The organism is Pseudoalteromonas sp. S8-8, from assembly GCF_000497875.1.
Lineage (GTDB): Bacteria > Pseudomonadota > Gammaproteobacteria > Enterobacterales > Alteromonadaceae > Pseudoalteromonas > Pseudoalteromonas arctica.
Genome location: NZ_AUTR01000022.1, coordinates 121976 through 140834 on the forward strand (window position 1 = coordinate 121976; position 18859 = coordinate 140834).

An 18859-nucleotide genomic window follows, 5' to 3' on the forward strand; every position below is an offset into this window, starting at 1 on the left:
TTATACTGAAAATGGATATTGAATCGCTTCATGGCATTGATAGCCTGTTACTTCAAAGTCGTCTCGTGTTACCCACGTTTCTATGTCTTCTAATGATGTAATTTTTGGATTAATTTTTAACTGAGGTGACGCAAATGGCTCACGCGTTAACTGCACGTCTCGCATCAGTTCAAGTTGGTTTTCGTAAATATGTGCATTAGCAATTTTATGATACGCCTTACCAGCTTTGTGGCCGGTAATTTGAGCCACTAACGCAAGCAACACAAAACACTGAATTTGATTGAAATTAAGGCCAAGCGGTACATCACAGCTTCGCTGGTATGACGTTAAGTATAGCGTATCGCCAAGTAGTGAAAAAGTGTGCGTATGCATACACGGGCGCAAACAACCAAGCTCAAACTCACCTGGATTATAAAACGTGATTATTTCACCACGGTCATCAATGCCATTTTTTAAGTTATCAATAACTTTGGAAAGCTGATCAAGCGTTGAGCCATCTGGACGTTGCCAACCACGGCCTTGTACGCCATAAACACGCCCCATGTCATCCTCACCTTTACGGTTAGGGTTATTAAGCCATGCGTTGTTATCGTTCGCGTTGGCATCCCATGTTTTACAGCCAATCTCACGAAACTGCTCAGCGCTGTCGTAACCGCGTAAATATCCTAGTAACTCAGCAATCGCTGCTTTGTAGTAACTTTTGCGCGTCGTGATCATTGGAAACTTATTATTAGCCACATCGTATTCTAAATCGGCATTAATAACGGTTAAACAACGCGTACCTGTACGTTTGTTTTCGACCCACTGACCTTCGTCAACAATACGCTGACATAATTTTAAATATTGTTTCATGCTTTTCTTATTATGCCTTAGCTGTTTTAACGTGTTGTGGTTGCTTATATGCCCAAATTAATAAACCTAAACCACCCACTATCATAGGAAGTGACAATATTTGTCCCATTGAAATAAAGTCGGCAAATAAACCTAGTTGTGCATCGGGTTGGCGGAAATATTCAATACAGAATCTAAACACGCCGTAACCTAATAAAAATACACCAGCTACGCTGCCTGCTGGACGTGGTTTTTTAATAAACCATTGCAGGATTAAAAACAGCACTAAGCCTTCGAAAAATGCCTCGTATAACTGCGATGGGTGACGCGCAAGCGGACCGCCCGTTGGAAATACCATTGCCCATGGCACATCGGTAACTCGGCCCCATAACTCACCGTTTATAAAGTTACCAATACGCCCTGCTAAAAGCCCTACAGGAACAAGTGGTGCAACAAAGTCGCCTACTTGAAGCAGTGACTTTTTACGCGTCCACGAAAAAATTGCGACGGCGGTTATAACGCCAAGTGTTCCACCATGGAACGACATACCGCCCTGATCTATCCTAAATAAATACAGTGGGTTTTCTATAAAATAACTAAACTGGTAAAACAATACGTAGCCAATACGCCCACCTAGTATTACCCCTAACATGCCGTAAAACAGTAAATCGCTTACTTGGTCTTTAGTCCAACCCGAATTTGGCTTTGACGCTTGACGATTAGCAAACCACATCGCAAATGCAAAACCTATTAAGTACATTAAGCCATACCAACGTACGCTTAGCGGTCCAACAGAAAAAATAATTGGATCAATTTGAGGAAACTCAAGTGCCATAAAAAATAAACCTTTAGCTAAAAACCATTTTAATTGCGATAACTACAAGCAGCACCGCGAAAACTTTCTTAATTGTATTAACAGGTAAATAGTGAGTTGCTTTGGCGCCAATGGGCGCAACAAACCACGAGGTAATAACAATCCCAAATAATGCAGGTAAATAAACAAACCCGGCAAAACCATGCTCTAAATCGGTAACATGCCAGCCTGCGCTGATGTAACCAATAGAGCCAAATAATGCAATAACAATTCCGCACGCTGCCGCGCAGCCAATTGCTTTTTTTATATCAACCGAAAAATAATTAAGCATAGGTACTATTAAAGCTCCGCCGCCAATCCCTATTAAACCTGATAACCCGCCCATTATTGCAGAAACGCCCCCTAAAATAGGACCTGCCGGCAACGGTTTTTCTGACATCGGTTTATTACGCGCGGAGAGCACCATTCTTGCTGCAATAAATACAACACTTATAGCAAACACTGTACGTAATATTTGTTCAGGGATTAAACTTGCTGCAAAGCCACTAATAAGTGCACCTAAAGCCACACCCGACATAACCCACGGGGCGATTGCCCAAGGCACATTATCATTTTTATGATGAGCCAGCGCTGAAGACGTTGAAGTAAATAAAATAGAAGCGAGTGAGGTTGCAATAGCAATTACTAATACATGATCAGCCGACGTTACATTAAATGAGAGTAGCAGAGTGCTTAGTACTGGAACGATAATTAAACCGCCGCCAATGCCTAGTAACCCAGCTAAAAACCCAACAATACAGCCTAGTAGTGCGCAGCTTGCGACTAACAAACCTAAGTCATACATAGTAATCTCAAATACCCTTTTAAGGTTTATATATTAAAGGATTATAAAACTAATAGCATCTGTGTATTGCAATTAATTAGGTGTACAAGCTTATTTGGGGGTGTAAAACAAATCACCTAATTTATGCTCTAGCATAAAGCTTCGCGTTAAACGTAGTACTTGTTTGGCAGTGGATTGCGCTAAACATTCACTTAGTAGTTGTTCCATGTCACTGACATTTAAACGCCTAAGTACCCACTTCACTTTATTAAGCGATGATAAGTTCATACTAAGGCGTCTGTAACCCATGGCAATAAGTAAAATAGCCCCTTCAGGATCGCCGCCTAGTTCACCACACAAACTAAATGGCAGTTCATATTGCTCACATTCATGCGCCACTTTATTTAGTACTCTTAGTACACCTGGGTGATAAGGGTTAAAAAGTTCGGCTACACGTGCGTTAGCCCTGTCTACTGCTAATAAATACTGTGTTAAATCGTTACTGCCTACTGAGCAAAAATCGACTTTTTTTGACCACTCTGGAAGCATAAATACACTTGAAGGTACTTCCAGCATTATTCCTATGTCGGGTCTTTCTATGGTTTGCTCTGGGTATTTTTCACTTAACTCAAAATAAGCCTGTTCAAATAACGCAAGTGACTCATCAACTTCTTCAGTGCCACTGATCATAGGGAGCATTATTTTTAAATTACCCAAACCAATATTTGCTTTAAGCATCGCTTTTAGTTGATCTAAAAATAACTCTGGATGATCAAGGCTAATACGAATACCACGCCAACCTAAAAATGGGTTTTCTTCGGTAATATTAAAGTAATCAAGTACCTTATCGCCCCCAATATCCAATGTACGCATAACCACAGGATTAGGATGATAGCTAGTTAGTACTTCTCGGTACCAATTTTCTTGCTCTGATTGCGAAGGAAACTGACCCTTTTGCATAAACCACGCTTCGGTTCGATAAAGCCCCACACCGTCACAAATATGCGCGCTACTTTGCTCGGTATTAAGCTCAAGGCCTGCGTTTAATAATAAGCTAACATGTTCACCGTCAAGCGTAATTGATTCAGAGCCTTGCTCAGCTAAAAAGCGGTTATTTAGTAGGTTATCTTGATGCTGTAACTCTGTGTATTCGTCCATCAGCATTTGTGAAGGCGATATATATAAACGCCCAGCAAATGCATCTAAAATCATCGGTTTGCCATTAAACTGCAGTAGAGGTAAATCCTCTATACCCCAAATGGCAGGAATGCCCATCGCACGCGTTAATATAGAAGCATGGCTATTTGCAGAACCATTTACGCTTACAACGCCTGTTAAGTGACCTTTTGGCACTTCAGCAAGCATGGCGGGTGTTAAGGTATTAGCAATTAAAATAGTGTTGGGCGGATAATTTTTAATAGCGTGCTCGGTATTTACAAGATGGTGTAATACGCGAAGACCAATGTCTTTAACGTCAACAGCACGCTCTTTTATATAAGGGTCTTGCATGGCATTAAATTGAGATATTAAACGCTCTATTACAATTTTTAGGGCGCTTTTAGCACACCAGCCTTCTTGTAATTGCATTTCAACATTATGCCCTAAACTTTTAGCATCAAGCAGTTGTTGATACACATCAAATACCGCAAGAGCTTCGTGCGGAATAGAATCGCTTAGCGTCATAGATAGGGTATTAAATTCTTTGCGCGTTGCAGCTACAGCTTGAGTAAATAAACGGCGCTGCTCAGTGACGTCACTGTCTTTTAAAAGCTCAATAGATTTAAAATCAAGCTTTGGTAATACAACAAATGCTTGTCCTATACCTATTCCTGGCGCGCTCGATACACCTTTTAAAACAGACGTTTGATGAGATGACTCATCTTGGCGTAGTATTTCTTTAATTTCAGCATGCGCTAACTGTGACGCAAGTTGGGCAGAAAGCGTTATTAAAAACGACTCTTCGTCTTGGCTAAATACACGTGCCATTTTTTGTTGGACAACAATAACGCCCAGTACTTTTTTTTGATGAACAACGGGTACAGATAAAAAAGCGTTGTAGCCTTCTTCGTTTACTTCGGGGGAGAGCTTAAAACGAGGATGCGATTTAGCAAATGCAATATTAATAGGTTCTTCGCGTTGCGCTACTAGGCCCACTAAGCCTTCGGTAAACCCAATTCTAAACTTACCCACCGCATCAGGATTTAACCCTTCGGTAGCCATAAGTACAAAATTGTCTTGGCTGTAATCTGCAAAATAAATGGAGCAGCACTGGGTTTTCATGGCATCTTTAACCATTTGCACAAAGCACACTAATGCGCTGTCTAAATTCGCTTGTCGCGATACAGACTCCGCAATAGATCTCAGTGTAGCCAGCATGTCCTGCTCCTTTATTTTATTCTGAATTAACTACCTTTTACTTCGCCAATGATCTTTATGTTGTTCTCTCTTATTAAAAGGCATGGCGAAAGGAGCAAACTCTTTCATTACACGTCGATAAACATCCCGTTTAAACGATACAACCTGTCTTACAGGATACCAATAACTTACCCAGCGCCAATCATCAAATTCAGGATGATGGGTTTTAAGTAAATTTACATCTTCGTCTTTACAGCGTAATTTTAGTAAAAACCATTTTTGTTTTTGCCCAATACACACCGGACTAGAGTCTCGGCGGATTAATCGTTTGGGTAATTTATAGCGTAACCAATGTTTTGAGCTTGCGACTATTTCTACATCTTCTGGTCGCAACCCTACTTCTTCGTGTAATTCACGGTACATGGTTTGTTCTGCAGTTTCGCCATCATCAACACCACCTTGGGGAAATTGCCAAGAGTGTTGACCATAACGTCTGGCCCAAAAAACCTGTCCCTGATTATTGCAAATCACAATTCCTACATTGGCACGAAAACCTTCGGCATCAATCACCTTAGTGCCTCATTTGTAAGTCGATTTTTAATGATTGTTCCACATTAGCCGCAATACGGCAAATACTATTATACCCAACCCGATTAGTAAGCTAAGTTTGAGCTTTTAGTACATTGATAAATTATGGAGAGTGGGTAAATATTTGGAAAATAACTTAACAAGGCTATTGCGGTTCTTGTTTTCCTCTAGTTACTCACAGTTTGTGCATAACTTTTGTAAAACACGCTCATTTTGCAAACAAATCCACAATATTAGATCTAAAAACTTGGCTTCTCCACAGATTCTGTGGATAAACATGTTCATATAGTTGTATTTATCCTTACAACTTTTAAATTGCTTAATCAAAACTGAATGTACAACATTAAAAAAACCAACTGAGTCAGTAACTTAAAGTAAAGCAGCTTAATTTCAATATGTTCAAAATTAACACAAACAACAAGCGAGCAAAAAACACACAACCCTAGAGATATCCACGGCTTAGCCTATTTGCTATCATGGCTATGATATTTATACAACCGAAATTAAGAATACCAATTACGTTGAATTGATATTTATAATCGCAATAAAAAGTAGCTCAATAACAAAAAACTATCATATGCAGCTTCTCCGCATAAGTAATTTCAACGTAGTTAGTGAGTTGATAAACCTCTATAATATTCATATTTTAATAAAATTGGCATGACATGCGACCTACAAAACCACACTCAATTAACGATTTAATGCAACGCGTTAATAATATTGCCGGATTAACTCTAGGGCAGCTTGCTAACAAGTATAATTTTAAAACGCCGGATGATTTACTGCGCGAAAAAGGTTGGACTGGTCAGTTAATTGAATACGTACTAGGTGCTACTGCGGGCTCAAAACCACTTCCGGATTTTGAAGATTTAGGAATTGAGCTAAAAACACTCCCTATTTCCTATAAAGGTAGGCCACTGGAAACTACGTTTGTATCGGTTACACCTTTAATGAACGTTACAGGAATGACTTGGCATACCAGCTCTGTACGTAAAAAACTAAATCATGTTTTATGGCTGCCAATTTTAAGCGAACGTGATATTGCCCCGTTTGATAGAACCATCGGCAGCGGCTTTTTGTGGCAACCCTCACCTGAACAGGACGCTTTATTACAGCGCGACTGGGAAGAGCAAATGGAGCTAATTGCGCTAGGTAGAGTCGACGAAATATCAGGCCATTTAGGCGATGCGATGCAAATACGCCCTAAAGCAGCTCATAGCAAAATAGTGACTGATGCTATTGGTCCAAATGGGCAAATAATTAAAACCCTACCCCGTGGCTTTTACTTAAAAACCAGTTTTACAGGTGATATTTTAAAGCAGCAGTTTCAGCTTTAACTGTGTTATAAAATATTAATTGTTGAGCCATTTTTGTGGGTACCCTCTTTTCGCACTACGTGCGCGCGCCAGCAGCTTAACGCTACAACTTATTCTCATCTCTTTGAATAAAAGTATCAGGCATAAAAAATCCCCGCTTGTGCGAGGATTTTATCATCTAAAATTAAAAATTAGATTCTATATAAAATAGAATTACTGACCTTTAACTTCTTTAAGACCGTTGTACGGTGCTTTATCACCTAATTGCTCTTCAATACGTAGCAATTGGTTGTACTTTGCAACACGGTCAGAACGGCTCAATGAACCTGTTTTAATTTGACCTGCAGCAGTACCAACAGCTAAATCAGCAATTGTTGAATCTTCAGTTTCACCAGAACGGTGAGAAATAACAACAGTAAAACCAGCGTCTTTAGCCATTTTTATTGCAGCTAAAGTTTCAGTTAAAGAACCGATTTGGTTAAACTTAATTAAGATTGAGTTAGCAATACCGTTGTCGATACCACGTTTTAAAATCTTAGTATTTGTTACAAATAAATCATCACCTACTAATTGGATTTTATCACCCATTAGTTTAGTTTGATGTGCAAAGCCATCCCAATCAGACTCATCAAGACCATCTTCAATAGAAACGATTGGGTACTGATTAGTAAGATCTTGTAAGAAGAAGTTAAATTCTTCAGAAGTGAATTTTTTGCCTTCACCCTTAAGGTCGTAGATGTTTGCTTCTTTGTCGTAGAACTCAGATGCAGCACAATCCATCGCTAAAGTAATATCTTTACCTAGCTCGTAACCTGCGTTTGCAACAGCGACTTTAATTGCTGCAAGAGCCGCTTCGTTAGATGCAAGGTTAGGTGCAAAACCACCTTCATCGCCAACCGCTGTTGAATGACCATCAGCTTTAAGTACTTTAGCAAGGCTATGGAATACTTCAGCACCCATACGTAGGCCTTCGCGGAAGTTTTTAGCGCCAACAGGTTGGATCATGAATTCTTGAATATCTACAGAGTTATCTGCATGTTCACCACCATTGATGATGTTCATCATTGGAAGTGGCATAGAGTAAACACCTGGCGTGCCGTTTAAGTCAGCGATATGTTCATAAAGCTCAACTTTTTTAGACTGTGCAGCTGCTTTCGCAGTTGCTAGTGATACAGCTAAGATTGCGTTTGCACCTAATTTTTCTTTATTTTCGGTACCGTCTAAATCTAGCATCACTTTATCTACAGCGCTTTGATCTAATGCACTTTGGCCTTTTAAAGCATCAGCAATTTCGTTATTGATATAACCAACTGCTTTTAATACACCTTTACCTAAGTAACGTGATTTATCACCGTCGCGTAACTCTAATGCTTCACGAGTACCAGTAGATGCGCCTGAAGGTGCTGCTGCACGACCCCAAGAGCCATCTGCTAAATGTACGTCTGCTTCAACAGTTGGATTACCACGCGAGTCCATAATTTCGCGACCGATTACTTTTACGATTTCTGACATCTTGATTCCTCTATATTCCCAAAATGGTGAGTTCAGCTAACTTTACTACGTTTTATATAGCTTAGTCAGCCCTTAAAACAAAAAAGCCGTGCAATATGCACGGCTTTTAAAATTACGAATTCGCTTTTTGGTGGATATGCGCGGCTGCTACAAACCCTTCAAATAACGGATGACCATCACGTGGAGTTGACGTGAATTCCGGGTGGAACTGCGCGGCAATAAACCATGGGTGATCTTTATTTTCGATAATTTCTACCAGTTTTTTATCTTCTGATAAACCAGTAAAGCTTAAGCCTGCTTTTTCAAGTATTTCTACAAAGTTATTATTTACTTCGTAGCGATGACGATGGCGTTCAACTATTTCGTCGCTGCCATATACTTCGCGTACTTTAGAACCTGGTGTTAAATGACATTTTTGTGCGCCTAAACGCATAGTGCCACCTAAATCAGATTTTTCGCTACGTGTTTCAACATTACCTTCAGCATCTAGCCATTCAGTAATTAAGCCAACTACTGGTGCTTCTGAATTTGCATTAAACTCTGTAGAGTTTGCATCCGTTAAACCTGCAACATTACGTGCATATTCAATTAATGCTACTTGCATACCTAAACAAATACCTAGGTATGGTACTTTATTTTCACGTGCGTATTTAGCCGCTAAGATTTTACCCTCAACACCACGTCCGCCAAATCCACCCGGTACTAAAATAGCATCTAAGTGTGAAAGTAATTCAACACCTTTGTTTTCTAAATCTTGTGAATCTACGTATTGAATATTAATTGTTAAACGGTTTTTAAGGCCCGCATGCTTTAATGCTTCGTTAACCGATTTGTACGCATCTGGTAATTCAGTGTATTTACCAACCATACCAATTGTCACTTCACCCGTTGGGTTAGACTCTTGATAAAGTACTTGTTCCCACTCAGCTAAATCAGCTTCTGGTGGATCTAAGTGAAAACGACGACATACGAAGTTATCTAATTCTTGCGTTTTTAATAGCGCTGGAATTTTATAAATGCTGTCTACGTCAGGTAATGAAATAACCGCTTTTTCTTCTACGTTTGTGAATAATGAGATTTTTGCACGCTCATTATTAGGTAGTTTACGGTCTGAACGACAAATAAGAATATCTGGCTGAATACCTACTGAGCGTAACTCTTTAACAGAGTGCTGAGTTGGTTTCGTTTTAACTTCACCTGCAGGGCCTAAAAATGGCACTAACGTTAAGTGAATAAATAGCGCGCGTTCGCGGCCAATTTCAGTTCCCATCTGACGAATTGCTTCAATAAACGGTTGTGATTCTATATCACCTACAGTGCCGCCAATTTCTACAATAGCAATATCATAACCTTCAGCACCGTCGTATACACGTTGCTTAATATCGTTAGTGATATGTGGAATAACCTGAATAGTAGCGCCTAGGTATTCACCACGGCGCTCACGACGTAATACGTCTTCATATACACGGCCTTGTGTGAAGTTATTACGACTAGTCATTTTGGTACGAATAAAACGCTCGTAGTGACCTAAATCAAGGTCAGTTTCTGCGCCGTCTTCTGTAACGTAAACTTCACCGTGTTGAATTGGGCTCATTGTGCCTGGGTCAACGTTGATGTAAGGATCCAGCTTTAAAATGGTAACATTTAAACCACGGGCTTCTAAAATAGCGGCCAGTGAAGCTGCGGCAATACCTTTACCCAACGAAGAAACAACTCCGCCAGTAACGAAGATAAATTTTGTACTCATGCGAACCCTAGAATATCAGGAATTAAAAGGAATATAACACCCAAAGAAGAGCCTAAGGGTATATCATCAAGACGGGGCGAAATTGTACCAAAACACTGCTTATCAATCCAGCTAAAATTAGCTAATGCGCGCACAAAAAATGTGCACTATTTAACATTAAGCCTATTTTACTTTTTTAATCGCATCCCATGCACTGTCCATTTCTTCAAAGGTTGCTGTATCTAAGCTTTTACCTTGCGCATGCAAATAGGCGTTTACCTTTTCAAAACGCGCTGAAAACTTATCATTAGCGCTACGAAGCAGTTGTTCGGGATCTCGTTTAACATGGCGTACAACATTAACAGTGGCAAAAAGTAAGTCGCCGAGCTCTTCCGCTGTATGATCAGATAACGGGTCTTGCTCAATCGCTTCTTTTACTTCAAGCACTTCTTCGCTCACTTTATCAAGTGCACCATGATACGTTGGCCAATCGAAACCAAGTACGGCAACGCGTTGTTGAATTTTTTTAGCTTTACTTAAACTTGGCATATTTGCAGGAATATCTTGCCAAAAAGAAGATGATTCTGTTTGCGCTCTAGCACTGCGTTCTTGTGCTTTGATTGTTTGCCACTGCTGTGATAGCTGCTCGTCTGTTAGCTCTTTTTTATCGCCAAATACATGCGGGTGACGACGGGTAAGCTTATCGTTTAATTGCTCTACTAGATCATTAAAATCAAATAGATTTTGCTCTTGTGCAAGCTGCGCATAAAAAACAATTTGAAATAACAAATCACCCAATTCACCTTTAAGCTCACCTAAGTTGCCTGACTCAATACAATCGGCAACTTCGTACGCTTCTTCTAGTGTATGCGGCACAATAGATTTAAAATCTTGTTTGAGATCCCACGGACAACCGCCCTTGGGATCTCGCAGTGTTTTCATTATGCTAAGAAGTTGTGTAAGCGCTGCATTATCATTCATGATTAATGACCACGCTTGGCATCGTGTACACCTTCAATTTGGTGTAACTTAGAAAGAACACGGTTAGTACCCGATAAGTCATGTACTTCTATTTGCATCGTAAATATAGCTAACTGATTATCTTCAACCGTATTGACGTTCATGTTTAAAACATTTACTTTTTCGTTAGCAAGTACTGAGCTTATATCGCGTATTAGCCCTGAACGATCGGTGGCTTCTATTTTAATACTTAGTGCGTACGAGCCGTTGATATCATCAGACCAACTTACCGAAATAACACGCTCTGGATGCTGATTTTTTAAGTTATTAAACGAATCACAGTCTTCCTTATGAACACCTATCCCTCGACCTTGCGTTATATAACCTATTATTTCATCGCCAGGTACAGGACGACAGCATTTGGCTACATGGCTCATTAAGCTACCAACGCCATCAACCACTATGCCGTTTTTGTCACCGGTTACTTTGCTAGGCGCTTTAATACGAATAACCGGTTCATCTTCTCTCCGATCACTTACAAAGTTAAGCATTTGATTGAGGCGTACATCGCCCGCACCAATTGCAACCATTAAGTCATCAAGTTCTTTAAAGTTAAAACGCTTAATGGCTGGCTCTAAATCTTTGTATGTTAAATTAAGCTTTTGTAATTCACTGTCGAGAATTTCTTTACCCGCACTTAAGTTTTTGTCGCGATCGAGCTGTTTAAACCAGTGATGAATTTTGGCTCTAGCGCGCGATGACTTAATGTATCCTAATGACGGGTTTAACCAATCACGACTTGGATTTGGTTGTTTTTGGGTCAGTATTTCTACCTGATCCCCAGTTGTAAGTTGATGCGTAAACGGCACTATTTTGCCAAATATTTTTGCACCAATACAACGATGCCCCACATTTGAATGAATGTAGTAAGCAAAATCAAGTGGTGTAGCGCCAAGTGGTAAATCGATAATATCGCCGCTTGGGGTAAATATGTATACGCGGTCTTCTACTACTTGGTTTTTAAGCTCTTCTGCTAAATCGCCACCATCGACTACTTCTTCTTGCCATTGGAGTAACTTACGTAGCCAGCTAATTTTTTGCTCATAACCCGAGCCGCGTCCCGGTAATGCACCTTCTTTGTACATCCAGTGTGCAGCCACACCCAACTCAGCATCTTGATGCATATCGCTGGTACGAATTTGTATTTCTACTGTTTTACCTTCAGGCCCAAATACCACGGTATGGATTGACTGATAGCCGTTTTGTTTTGGGGTTGCTACATAGTCGTCAAACTCTTTATTAAGATGACGCCAATTGGTGTGCACAATACCCAGCGCTCCATAACAATCTTGTAGGCGTTCAACAACGATACGCATTGCACGAATATCAAAAAGCTGATCAAACTCGTAGTTTTTTTGCTGCATTTTTTTATAAATGCTGTAAATGTGCTTGGGGCGGCCATAAACTTGGGCCTCTATGCCCGCTTCACTTAAACGGTTTTTTACTTGCTCAACCATATCTTCCATATAGGCTTCGCGCGTAAGACGTTTGTCGTCAAGTTGTTTGGCTATGCTTTTATAGGTGCCTGGGTGCAAATATCTAAACGATAAATCTTCCAGTTCCCACTTTAATTGCCCTATTCCTAATCTGTTTGCCAATGGTGCAAAAATATCAGCCGTTTCTTTAGCGGCAATGACGCGGTCTTCTTCATCCGCATTTTTTACATTACGTAAATGACATACCTGCTCGGCAAGCTTAATGACCACGGCGCGCACATCTTCAACCATGGTTAATAACATTTTTCGAATATTATCAACTTGCATAGTTCCTTTACCTTGATGCGATAAAGTACTAATAGTGGCCATTTGTGCAACCCCAGTTAACAGCATGGCTATATTACTACCAAGCTGCTCTTCTATGGTTTCTAATGATATTAAATCGTTTAAAAAATACGGGGTTAAATACGCAGTAGCTAACGATTCGGGGTCGAGATTTAGCTCAGCTAAAATTTCAACCATTTCGATTGCAGTAGTTTGCCTGCTTTCATTATCACATTTTACGCAGAGCGCTTGCGCTTTAGTAAGTAGCTCTGTTTTTTCTTCAGACAAGGCAAGAAATGAAAGCCGAGTGCTAAAATCTGTTGTCTCATCTTGTTGATGTGATTGTCGTGTAGCTACCATAATGCGTTCTACCTCCGTTGAAATAACGCCATAGTTTCAATATGCCCTGTATGAGGGAACATATTCATTAGCCCAATTTTATTAAGATCAAAGCCAGCTTGTGAAATAATTGCGCTGTCACGGGCTAAAGTAACAGGGTCACAAGAGACATATAAAATAGTTTTAAACTGCTTTAAAGATAATTGCTCTAATACAGCCATCGCACCAGTCCTAGATGGATCGAGTACAAGCACATCTAAGTTTTTACTAAACCATGTGGCGCTCTGTATGCTTTGAGTTAAATCAAAGCAATGAAACTGCGCATTGGTAATAGAGTTAGTTTGCGCATTTTGAGCAGCCATTGCAACCGCTGAAGTCACACCTTCTACGCCAATTACAGATTTTGCTTGTTTTGCCAACACTAATGAGAAATTACCAATGCCACAAAATAAATCCAATAAATTTTCATCACCTTTTAAATCAAGCCAATTTGCGGCTTGCTTTAACATAGCTTCGTTAACTTGCGCATTTACCTGAATAAAATTACCTAAACCAAATTCAAATTTTAGATCAAACTCTTTAAGATAATAAAACGGCATGGCTAAGTGTGAATGCTCAATTACATCGCTCTCGCTTTGCCATACAACTTCAAACTGTTGGCTTTTTGTTATGTGCACAACCAAAGCCTTTGTATCATCGTTAATTGCTTTAGTGTGACGAATAACAACAAAGTTTTTCTCATCACTTTGGCATAACTGTAAATGGCTTATACTGTGCAGCGCTTTGTGTTGATTAATTAAACCATCAAAAAGTGTAAAAACATCTGCAAATACTTCATCAAGTACTGCACATTTATTAATACTGACAATATTTTTTGAACCACTGGCTCTGTAACCCACACGCATTTTTTTTGCTGCTTTATCAAACATAACGGCTATGCGAGCGCTGCGCCTGTAATGCACAGACTTACTTAATAATGGAGCTTGCCAGTTTAAGCTGTTTAATTTAGCAAACTTACTAAATAGCTGAGTAACTGCAGTTTGTTTTTCTACAACTTGTTGGCTTACTTCTAAATGCTGTAATTGGCAGCCACCACACTGATTATAGTGCTCACAAAAAGCGTCTACTCTTGATTCACTCGCTTTAATAACTTTAATTACTTTTGCACTGCTGTATTTAGCTTTATCTTCGACGAGCATTGCTTTAACTGTTTCATTTGGTAATGCACCGCTTACAAAGCATACTTTATTATTATGCTTAGCAATGCCACGCCCTTGATGATCCATTCCCGTTATATTTAATTCTAATGTTTGTTGCTTAAGCGGTTTTTTTTTCGCTTTAAAAATTTGCGCCATTAGGCATTACCTTCAGTTTATTTATGAAGCACCTATATTTAGATGCTTTAGAATGCGTGTTGAACCGTATATACTCAAATCATACTAATAACGATAAAACGCTCCCATTATGACCAAATTAGGCTTACGCGATTCTGTTTTAACACTGACCCTGATCCCAACGGTGATCATAGGATTACTACTTGGTGGCTATTTTACAATAAATCGTTACATTGAGCTTGATGAAATTTTATATCAGCAAGGTACTACTATTTCTGAGCCCCTTGCTATTGCACTTGAGCAACCCATGCTCGAAAAAAACAAACAGCTATTGAATCGCCTTATAAGCTACACACATAACAAGCACTCCCCTACAATTAAGTCGATTGCAATTTTTGATAAAAATAATGCGCTATTAATGACGAGTAATTATCACCGCTCATTTGAAAAATTAATTAATCAAAAGACGCTCATAAATTTAAAAACGACCCACGTGCAAAAGTCAGATGAGCTTGTTACATTCTTCACGCCCATTATTAACCATACAAGTCACGACTCTAAATGGGATCCATCTGCTTTTCAGTCATCTCTGGGCACCGTTATTATACAGCTAAACAAAGACCAAGCGGTTATAGGGCAGCAACGTGCTTTATTAATTAGCGGTATTGTAATTATTTTATCATTGGTGTTTGCAGCAATTTTAGCTTTAAGGTTAAGCCGCATGTTTATGACGCCGCTTAATAAGTTAGTACTTGCAACCGACAAGTTAGTCGAAGGTAAAAGAAGTACAGGCCTTAACGACAACATGATAGGTGAATTTGAGCTATTGCGAGAAGGCTTAAATACCATTGCTCACACTATGGTGATGCAAAAAGATGAAATGCAAAAAAATATTGACCAAGCAACTAGCGACTACCGCGAAACACTAGAGCAATACGAAACTTCAAATATAGAGCTCTCATTTGCAAAAAAAGAAGCTCAAGATGCTAACCGCGTAAAATCAGACTTTTTAGCTAAAATGAGTCACGAACTTCGTACTCCGTTAAATGGTGTTATTGGATTTACACGCCAGCTTTATAAAACACCGCTGAATAAACATCAAAAAGATTATCTCGATACTATTATGCTATCAGCAAATAGTTTAATGACTATTATTAGCGACATTCTAGACTTCTCCAAACTAGAAGCGGGTGCAATGGAACTTGAGTCGATTCAGTTTCAACTTCGTGATGCTGTAAATGAAGTGATGACACTACTCGCTCCTAGCGCACACGATAAGCAATTAGAGCTATCCATTTACATTAACCAACAAGTACCAGATGACTTAACGGGCGATCCCACTCGCTTTAAACAAGTGCTAATAAATCTATTAAGTAATGCGATTAAATTTACTGAAAAAGGCTCCATTAAAGTCGACATAAGCCATCGGTTACTCGATGACGAACGTACTTCTTTACTTGTGTCAGTAACAGATACTGGCGTGGGTATACCTATGGATAAGCAAGACTCTTTATTTACGCCATTTGGGCAAGCAGACTCAAGCATTACGCGTAAGTTTGGTGGTACAGGTCTTGGTCTCATTATTACCAAACATATTGTTGAAGCGATGAATGGCCGCATAACATTAAATTCTGCGCCAGGTAACGGTACCTGTTTTACATTCAATAGTGTGTTTAGTTTGCCCAATCATGTATTTACTAACGACTTACCGACTAAATCGCTCATTGGTAAGCGTATTTTGTATTTAGAGCCACACGAGCATACACATCACGCTGTACTTTCGTTATTGACTCAGTGGGAATCAAGCGTAACGGCATGTTTTAACGAGACTAGCTTTTTAGACGCTATAAAAAATACTGAACATAAATATGATGTTTGCTTAATTGGCCATATGGCATCAGTTGATGATATGCAGCAACTAAAAAGCTATGTAAAAGCCGTGCGTGAATCTACTGATTACTTATATTTAATGCTTAATACTGTATCGCACAATATGCGAGAAGCCTTTATAGGTAGCGGTGCTGATGCGTGTTTAAGTAAACCACTTAATCACCGTAAGTTATGTGAAGTACTTGCTGCACCTTACAGGCTTGACCACCCTACTCATAATATTGAACAAAACGATCAAGCTTTGCTGCCGTTAAAAGTATTAGTTGTTGATGATAACGATGCCAACTTAAAACTTCTCCATACTTTATTAAGTGAACAGATTGAAGTAATAGAAACGGCACATAATGGTTCACAAGCATACAGCTTAAGTAAAAGTCATAAATACGACATAATTTTTATGGATATTCAGATGCCAATTATGGACGGTATAACCGCATGCAAGCTTATACAAGAATCATCACTTAATGAAGATACACCCATTATCGCTGTAACGGCACACGCCCTTCAAAGCGAAAAAGAGCAACTACTAAAAGATGGCTTTAAAGGCTATTTAACTAAGCCTATTGATGAAGATATGCTTAAACAAATTATTAGCGACCATAGTCCACAGACCCCGGTTAATCGCGATAAAGCTAAAACAGATACACCACAAAGCCCGGCTCCATTTCAAAGTAGTCGAATTGATTGGGCACAAGCCCTGCAGCGTGCTGGAGGAAAGAGCGAGTTAGCGCTAGAGATGCTTAATATGCTACTTCTAAGCGTCCCTGAAACTCTTACATTGCTTGCTAAAGCGATAGAGAGTAATGATTGTCAGCAAGTCTTAAGTATTGTCCACAAGTTTCATGGTGCATGTTGCTACACTGGTGTACCAAAACTTAAATCACTCGCAGAAACAATTGAAACATCACTTAAAAATAAATGCTTGTTAGAGAATATTGAACCTGAATTATTTGAGTTACAGGACGAGCTTGAAAACTTACTTGCTGATGCAAGCGTAACTGAGTTACAAAGATAAGCTTTGAATTTTAGATACAAAAAAACGCGGCATTAACCGCGTTTTTTTAATTAAGCTTTTTAAATACTTATGTAGAATCGTATTACATTCTTGCTTCAATCATTAATCGTTTCATATCGCGTACGGCTTTATCGAGTCCATCTATCGCTGCACGAGCAATAATAGCGTGGCCAATATTTAGCTCATAAATCTCAGGCATCGCGGCAATGGGTTTAACGTTATGGTAATGAAGACCATGGCCAGCGTTAACAATCAAACCTAAGCTTGCTGCGTATTTAACACCTTCACGAATATGCTCTAACTCTTTGTGTAAATCAGTATCGTTTGTTGCATCAGCATACGCGCCTGTGTGTATTTCTACATAAGGAGCTCCACATTCTTTGGCTGCATCTAGTTGTGCTTTATCTGCATCAATAAATAGCGATACTTTAATACCCGCGTCGGTAAGCGTTTTTGTTGCGGCTTTAATTTTATCTATATTACCCGCTACATCTAAGCCGCCCTCGGTGGTTAACTCTTCGCGCTTTTCAGGTACTAAACACACGTACTCGGGTTTTACTTCAAGCGCTATTTGTATCATTTCATCGGTAACAGCGGTTTCAAGATTCATGCGAGTTTGGATAGTTTTAGCCATCACATAAACGTCGCGATCTTGAATATGGCGTCTGTCTTCACGTAAGTGAATCGTAATACCGTCTGCGCCTGCATGCTCTGCTACACTGGCTGCATGGGCTGGATCTGGGTAACTTGTTCCACGCGCTTGACGAAGTGTTGCAATATGATCTACGTTTACACCCAAAAGAATATCTTTCATTTTCTTACCTGTAAAATTACGTTTATTGAGAGGCCATAAATAGCTCACGGCTTTTTAATGGTTTACTACCTAATAAGGGTTTTAATAAATAGCGACTTAATTGCTTTGCCATATATAGCACATCACTTTGGCTAAAGTCATGATTTGCTATGGCGTTAAGTTGTTTGCCACTAAATCCAGAACGCGTATCTTCTTGTACTAAAAAACCAAGTTCGGGGAAATAACTATACGTCTGCTTTTCATCTATTGGTTCACCACTGGCATCAAAACTAAAATCCACGCCATAACCGAGTAATTCCAATAATTGAAATTCGTACGAGCGAAGCACTTCTTGTAAATTGGCTCCGCTGTTTAGGTTTCCTAGGTGGGATTTATATAGCTCAAATACTTGTTCAATTGGCTCATTAACAGGAACGATGCGATTAGTTAGCTCATTCAAATAAAAACCACAATAAAGCTCATCACCTTTTAAAAAGTGCGGGTTACCATGCAGTTCAAACTTATTGATATATTTTAAATCGTACTTGCCACTGTAATTAACAAGGAGTGCCTGGAACGGCTGAAGTTGTGCTTTATGCTTAGTGGCCTGGCGACCACTAATTCGGGCCAGCATTCTTAACTGACCAACGCCTTCTACAAGCATATCTAACATTACTTGGGAGTCACTATAAGGACGCCGATGTAATAAATACGCGGTGTAGAAGTCGCTATCCATTCACTAA

14 protein-coding genes are annotated in these 18859 nt (G+C 39.5%); 2 read left to right on the forward strand and 12 right to left on the reverse strand.

All coding sequences use genetic code 11. From position 1 onward, the window contains the following. The 5 genes from L659_RS0106505 to rppH all read right to left on the reverse strand — a co-directional run bounded on the left by L659_RS0106505 (position 1) and on the right by rppH (position 5393). Positions 1 to 852 (reverse strand): thymidylate synthase, encoded by an 852-nt coding sequence (locus L659_RS0106505; protein WP_024589990.1) that lies wholly within the window; start codon positions 850 to 852, stop codon positions 1 to 3. A gap of 10 nt (positions 853 to 862) precedes the next feature. Further along, positions 863 to 1666 (reverse strand): prolipoprotein diacylglyceryl transferase, encoded by an 804-nt coding sequence (gene lgt, locus L659_RS0106510; RefSeq protein WP_007583122.1) that lies wholly within the window; start codon positions 1664 to 1666, stop codon positions 863 to 865. A 13-nt stretch (positions 1667 to 1679) separates the two neighbouring features. After that, positions 1680 to 2489, reverse strand: a complete 810-nt coding sequence (locus tag L659_RS0106515; RefSeq protein ID WP_024589991.1) for a sulfite exporter TauE/SafE family protein — start codon at positions 2487 to 2489, stop codon at positions 1680 to 1682. Between the two features lie 90 nt (positions 2490 to 2579). Further along, complete coding sequence (gene ptsP, locus L659_RS0106520; RefSeq protein WP_024589992.1) at positions 2580 to 4844, reverse strand: phosphoenolpyruvate--protein phosphotransferase; 2265 nt, start codon at positions 4842 to 4844, stop codon at positions 2580 to 2582. A 30-nt stretch (positions 4845 to 4874) separates the two neighbouring features. After that, the gene (gene rppH / locus L659_RS0106525) at positions 4875 to 5393 is read right to left on the reverse strand and encodes an RNA pyrophosphohydrolase (protein WP_002958704.1); all 519 of its coding nucleotides are present in this window, start codon (positions 5391 to 5393) and stop codon (positions 4875 to 4877) included. 683 nt (positions 5394 to 6076) lie between these two features. On the opposite strand from rppH, the gene mutH reads away from it, so the two are divergent. Next, positions 6077 to 6748 carry a DNA mismatch repair endonuclease MutH gene (mutH, locus tag L659_RS0106530; RefSeq protein ID WP_024589993.1) on the forward strand — a complete coding sequence of 224 codons (672 nt, stop codon included), beginning with the start codon at positions 6077 to 6079 and terminating at the stop codon, positions 6746 to 6748. Positions 6749 to 6940: 192 nt separating this feature from the next. On the opposite strand, the gene eno is transcribed toward mutH, so the two are convergent. The 5 genes from eno to rlmD all read right to left on the reverse strand — a co-directional run bounded on the left by eno (position 6941) and on the right by rlmD (position 14439). Further along, entirely contained in the window at positions 6941 to 8239 is a 1299-nt protein-coding gene (gene eno / locus L659_RS0106535) for a phosphopyruvate hydratase (RefSeq protein ID WP_024589994.1), read from the reverse strand. Positions 8240 to 8351: 112 nt separating this feature from the next. Beyond that, complete coding sequence (locus L659_RS0106540; protein ID WP_010553216.1) at positions 8352 to 9986, reverse strand: CTP synthase; 1635 nt, start codon at positions 9984 to 9986, stop codon at positions 8352 to 8354. Between the two features lie 162 nt (positions 9987 to 10148). Next, entirely contained in the window at positions 10149 to 10946 is a 798-nt protein-coding gene (mazG, locus tag L659_RS0106545; RefSeq protein WP_024589995.1) for a nucleoside triphosphate pyrophosphohydrolase, read from the reverse strand. A gap of 2 nt (positions 10947 to 10948) precedes the next feature. Beyond that, positions 10949 to 13105 carry a GTP diphosphokinase gene (gene relA, locus L659_RS0106550; protein WP_024589996.1) on the reverse strand — a complete coding sequence of 719 codons (2157 nt, stop codon included), beginning with the start codon at positions 13103 to 13105 and terminating at the stop codon, positions 10949 to 10951. Positions 13106 to 13113: 8 nt separating this feature from the next. Then, entirely contained in the window at positions 13114 to 14439 is a 1326-nt protein-coding gene (gene rlmD / locus L659_RS0106555; RefSeq protein ID WP_024589997.1) for a 23S rRNA (uracil(1939)-C(5))-methyltransferase RlmD, read from the reverse strand. A 109-nt stretch (positions 14440 to 14548) separates the two neighbouring features. On the opposite strand from rlmD, the gene barA reads away from it, so the two are divergent. After that, the gene (gene barA, locus L659_RS0106560; protein ID WP_007583105.1) at positions 14549 to 17323 is read left to right on the forward strand and encodes a two-component sensor histidine kinase BarA; all 2775 of its coding nucleotides are present in this window, start codon (positions 14549 to 14551) and stop codon (positions 17321 to 17323) included. A gap of 82 nt (positions 17324 to 17405) precedes the next feature. On the opposite strand, the gene pdxJ is transcribed toward barA, so the two are convergent. Together pdxJ and recO are read right to left on the reverse strand one after the other, a co-directional pair. Then, positions 17406 to 18137 carry a pyridoxine 5'-phosphate synthase gene (pdxJ, locus tag L659_RS0106565; RefSeq protein WP_007581734.1) on the reverse strand — a complete coding sequence of 244 codons (732 nt, stop codon included), beginning with the start codon at positions 18135 to 18137 and terminating at the stop codon, positions 17406 to 17408. Positions 18138 to 18159: 22 nt separating this feature from the next. After that, entirely contained in the window at positions 18160 to 18852 is a 693-nt protein-coding gene (gene recO / locus L659_RS0106570; protein WP_007581733.1) for a DNA repair protein RecO, read from the reverse strand. Positions 18853 to 18859: the final 7 nt, after the last annotated feature.